Origin of the sequence: Argonema antarcticum A004/B2 (assembly GCF_023333585.1) — a bacterium.
In the GTDB taxonomy this organism is placed as follows: Bacteria; Cyanobacteriota; Cyanobacteriia; order Cyanobacteriales; family Aerosakkonemataceae; genus Argonema; species Argonema antarcticum.
In genome coordinates this window covers 1-3560 of sequence record NZ_JAIQZN010000198.1, presented here as the reverse complement: position 1 = coordinate 3560, position 3560 = coordinate 1, and the positions used below count along the sequence as shown (strand labels likewise).

Annotated in this window: 9 protein-coding genes; 4 read left to right on the top strand and 5 right to left on the bottom strand. The window is 44.6% G+C overall.

What is annotated here, in order from left to right; all coding sequences use genetic code 11:
- Positions 1 to 219: hypothetical protein (locus LAY57_RS35120; protein WP_249072043.1), on the bottom strand; the 219-nt coding region annotated here is incomplete at its 3' end.
- A gap of 135 nt (positions 220 to 354) precedes the next feature.
- On the opposite strand from LAY57_RS35120, the gene LAY57_RS35115 reads away from it, so the two are divergent.
- Both LAY57_RS35115 and LAY57_RS35110 read left to right on the top strand, forming a co-directional pair.
- Positions 355 to 630, top strand: a complete 276-nt coding sequence (locus tag LAY57_RS35115; protein WP_249072041.1) for a hypothetical protein — start codon at positions 355 to 357, stop codon at positions 628 to 630.
- On the top strand, positions 627 to 992 hold the full coding sequence (locus LAY57_RS35110; RefSeq protein WP_249072039.1) for a clan AA aspartic protease: 366 nt from the start codon (positions 627 to 629) through the stop codon (positions 990 to 992). Before LAY57_RS35115 ends, LAY57_RS35110 begins: the two co-directional genes overlap by 4 nt.
- Before the next feature lie 295 nt (positions 993 to 1287).
- Here the strand turns inward: LAY57_RS35110 and LAY57_RS35100 are convergent, their stop codons facing one another.
- Positions 1288 to 1503, bottom strand: a complete 216-nt coding sequence (locus LAY57_RS35100) for a hypothetical protein (protein ID WP_249072035.1) — start codon at positions 1501 to 1503, stop codon at positions 1288 to 1290.
- A 416-nt stretch (positions 1504 to 1919) separates the two neighbouring features.
- Between LAY57_RS35100 and LAY57_RS35095 the strand changes: the two genes are divergently transcribed.
- Positions 1920 to 2108 (top strand): DUF6888 family protein, encoded by a 189-nt coding sequence (locus LAY57_RS35095; protein WP_249072034.1) that lies wholly within the window; start codon positions 1920 to 1922, stop codon positions 2106 to 2108.
- Positions 2095 to 2343, top strand: coding sequence for a DUF6887 family protein (locus tag LAY57_RS35090; RefSeq protein ID WP_249072032.1), 249 nt, complete (start codon positions 2095 to 2097; stop codon positions 2341 to 2343). The genes LAY57_RS35095 and LAY57_RS35090 overlap by 14 nt, the downstream gene beginning before the upstream one ends.
- 281 nt (positions 2344 to 2624) lie before the next feature.
- Here LAY57_RS35090 and LAY57_RS35085 read toward each other — a convergent pair whose 3' ends face one another.
- The 3 genes from LAY57_RS35085 to LAY57_RS35075 form a co-directional block, all read right to left on the bottom strand.
- Positions 2625 to 2930 carry a type II toxin-antitoxin system RelE/ParE family toxin gene (locus LAY57_RS35085; RefSeq protein WP_249072031.1) on the bottom strand — a complete coding sequence of 102 codons (306 nt, stop codon included), beginning with the start codon at positions 2928 to 2930 and terminating at the stop codon, positions 2625 to 2627.
- On the bottom strand, positions 2920 to 3201 hold the full coding sequence (locus LAY57_RS35080) for a type II toxin-antitoxin system Phd/YefM family antitoxin (RefSeq protein WP_249072028.1): 282 nt from the start codon (positions 3199 to 3201) through the stop codon (positions 2920 to 2922). Before LAY57_RS35080 ends, LAY57_RS35085 begins: the two co-directional genes overlap by 11 nt.
- A 125-nt stretch (positions 3202 to 3326) precedes the next feature.
- Positions 3327 to 3560: hypothetical protein (locus LAY57_RS35075; protein WP_249072025.1), on the bottom strand; the 234-nt coding region annotated here is incomplete at its 5' end.

Sequence of the window (3560 nt, the reverse complement as noted above, 5' to 3'; positions counted from 1 at the left end):
CGATGAGGAGTGTGGATGCGATCGCTCTTTACTTTTTTTATCGATAGGCGATCGATGAGGAGTGTGGATGCGATCGCAAAAGCTAACAAGAGTCTTGTCTGCAATACGTGCTGACGCACACGCTACGCGATCGCTCTTTACTTTTTTTATTGATAGGCGATCGATGAGGGAGTAGGGATGCGATCGCTCTTTACTTTTTTTATTGATAGGCGATCGCACTCTTTATGTAGATGCGATAATTAAATAATATCTTGTAAATTAGATAGGCAAGTAGGGTGGGCAATATCCATCCTATTGATTTGTAAGGTATTATGGAAAAGTTCAGAGGGTAGTGTAGCGATCGGGAGTTAACCTATGCAAGCGATCCTGTTAAGCAGCGAAGAAGTTGCCAAACGTGCAGATCGACTGTACGAAAGCAGAATCCGCCCAGAAGTGGAAATTGAAGAAAATATTGGCAAGATGGTCATTATTGACATTGAGACAGGTGACTACAGCGTTGATGAAAATGGCTTACGCGCTGCTGACTACTTGAGCGAGAAACATCCCAATGCCCGACTCTTCGGGATCAAAATTGGGTACAATGTTGCTGCCGCTTTTAGTGGTGGTGTCATGGAGCGTGTGGTCAAGTGATTTCGGGTATTGTGGCTGACGGACACGCAATTATTAGCATCCCATTTCGGATTCCCAATCGCGCTGACTTCCCGATTGAGTTCGTAGTAGACACAGGATTTACAGATGAGCTTTGTCTACCACCAGAAGCAGTCGCATTATTGAATCTTCCTTTCAAATACGATATGCGTGCAAATTTGGCAGATAATAGCCGAGTGATTCTGCCCGTTCATAAAGCGATTATTCTTTGGAACGGAGAGGAGCGAGAAGCTCGTGTGTTTGCGACAGGACGGCGACCCTTGGTTGGAACTGCTTTGCTGGATGAACATGAGCTTGTAGTCCAGTTTACGCAGGGCGGGTTGGTAACGATCGATCGCTTGTAGTTCTAAGCATCAGTACAAACGCAAGCTAACAAGTCGATGAAGCGGACGGGCGAGAGATCCTGGTTGTGAAGCATAGACGCTCGCCCGTATGCGTGAACAGCATTACGAGTTCATAACAATTGAGCCTCTAGGAGAGTAGCGATGTACAAAGACCCAATTTTGGAAGAGATCCACAAGTACAGAGAAGAATACGCAAAATCCTTTAACTATGACCTCAAGGCAATATTTGAGGATTTGCGAAAGAAGCAAATTGCCAGCGGGCGGAAAGTTGTGAAACTCCCAATCGAGCGCTGGTCTAATAATGCACTGCAATTACATAATTAAGCTGATGCCAAATGAACATCTTCAGCCGCCACAGTGCGATCGCTCTTACTTTTTTATTGATAGGCGATCGATGGGGAGTGTGGATGCGATCGCTCTTTACTTTTTTTATTGATAGGCGATCGATGAGGAGTGTGGATGCGATCGCAAAAGCTAACAAGAGTCTTGTCTGCAATACGTGCTGACGCACACGCTACGCGATCGCTCTTTACTTTTTTTATTGATAGGCGATCGATGAGGGAGTAGGGATGCGATCGCTCCTTACCTTTTTACCGCAAGATGCGCGAGAACTCGGTTCTGGTAGGAGATGGGTCGGTGCTTGTGAAGTAGTCAATGGATTTTATCGAGTTAACCGAGCGGGAGTCGTTTGGTGGCTATACAGTCGAGGATAAGGTACAGATCGTCAACTTTATGCTTGTGGGATCGGTAGTGGTCCTCAATTAGCTCGTCTTGGAGGAGCAACTCAAGTTCAGAACTTACCAAGAGGTGCTGAAGCGGGCGCTCAGAGAAGTTGGCAAGGAACTTGTCCCGATAGAATCTAAACCGCAGAGTTAATTGAAACAACTGCTAAAATGGGCAGCAGATGGTGTGATGTGACTTATTGTAATGCCTACTGCTGCTCAACTAGCGAGTTTGTATCGTATCGGCTATCAACTGACGTTTACGATGCTTCAGCCCATACATCTGATTTGCGTTGATGCGCGAACTCAAAATGTATATGTCCTCGCTGGGTATGAGGAAGAGCTTGAGTTCCAAATTTTACCCAATGGAGAACTGTCTGATGAGCCAGATTAATTATGATGCAATGTCTGATACTGAATTGAAGCAGTATTTTCTCAAGCATCGTGGAAATCGAACTGCTTTTCAAGCCTACTTAGATAGAATCAATCAGCGCCCACATAGGATTATTGCTAGTCCTGATGACCCTGATTTCGACGAGAAGGTGCAAGCAGCTATTCGGCAAAAACTAGAAGCAGGAAGAAGTCGTAGAAGCCAACAATCTAACAATTCAAATGCAGCGGACGGCTAAAATTCATAGGTTATAAGTTCGAGGTTATCTGCCGCCGCTGATTTGAGCCTCGTAGGTTGGGTTTAAGCATGAAACCCAACACCTAAGACTCGCTCAAGCCAATGAATGTTGGGTTTCGCCTCATTCGATGAATAACAGACAACAGGCTCAAATCTATAGCAAATGCGATCGCCCTTTACTTTCTTTCACCAATAGGGCGGGAGGTAGGGATGCGATCGATCTTTACTTTTTTTATTGATAGGCGATCGATGAGGGGTCTGGATGCGATCGCTAATTAACTCTCATAGTTCATCTGATGAAAGCCAATCCCGTGCAGTGTGACGAATTCGCAGAACTTGCACAACATCCCCAGTAACACTAAATAAAATACGGTATCTGCTGTAAATTAACTGATGAATCTCTCTCCCAATCTCTTCACTTTCAGATGCTAGCGGACATCGATTGGGAAAATTTTCTAGACTGAGAATAGCATTAACTAAGCCGTCGTACCATTCTTCTGCATTCAACGACGAATCTTTTTGGATATATAAAAAAGCTTCCTCAGCGTCAGCTAATGCAGATGGTGATATCTCAACGCTAAATGCCATGTTTTGTTCTCAATTTCTCTAAAGCCTCTCGTGCCGATCTGCCTTTCCCTTGCTCAAATTCTTCTATTCCCTTACGGATAGCGGCGACAGACTCAGCATACTCAAGTCGATCGAGCAATTTTTGGTATGCGAGTGCATCTTGGACAACTACCTCAGCTTTACCATTTACCGTTAAAACGAGCGGTTGCTGAGTTTCTTTAGTACGCTGAATGTACTGTTTGGCGTTGCGCTGAAAGTCAGTCAAGGAGTGAATATCTCTCAGGTCAATCATAAAACATTAAATTAGCAATTAATTCCATGATATACTAATTCGTCATGTTAGTCAAGTTCTCCAAGTTACCAAGGAAATAGGTTATTAGGCCCGTCTTTCTAGGACGCGATCGCCTCTTACTTTTTTTATCGATAGGCGAGCGATGAGGAGGTAGGTAGGCGATCGCTCTTTACTTTTTTATCGATAGGCGATCGATGAGGAGTGTGGATGCGATCGCAAAAGCTAACAAGAGTCTTGTCTGCAATACGTGCTGACGCACACGCTACGCGATCGCTCTTTACTTTTTTTATTGATAGGCGATCGATGAGGGAGTAGGGATGCGATCGCACCTTGTCTTTTTTCACACTTTTGGGCGATCG

Bases quoted from the DNA above. Each gene is read 5' to 3' on its own strand.
- LAY57_RS35115 (WP_249072041.1), top strand. From the start codon at position 355: ATGCAAGCGATCCTGTTAAGCAGCGAAGAAGTTGCCAAACGTGCAGAT.
- LAY57_RS35095 (WP_249072034.1), top strand. From the start codon at position 1,920: ATGCCTACTGCTGCTCAACTAGCGAGTTTGTATCGTATCGGCTATCAA.
- LAY57_RS35090 (WP_249072032.1), top strand. From the start codon at position 2,095: ATGAGCCAGATTAATTATGATGCAATGTCTGATACTGAATTGAAGCAG.
- LAY57_RS35085 (WP_249072031.1), bottom strand. From the start codon at position 2,930: ATGGCATTTAGCGTTGAGATATCACCATCTGCATTAGCTGACGCTGAG.
- LAY57_RS35080 (WP_249072028.1), bottom strand. From the start codon at position 3,201: ATGATTGACCTGAGAGATATTCACTCCTTGACTGACTTTCAGCGCAAC.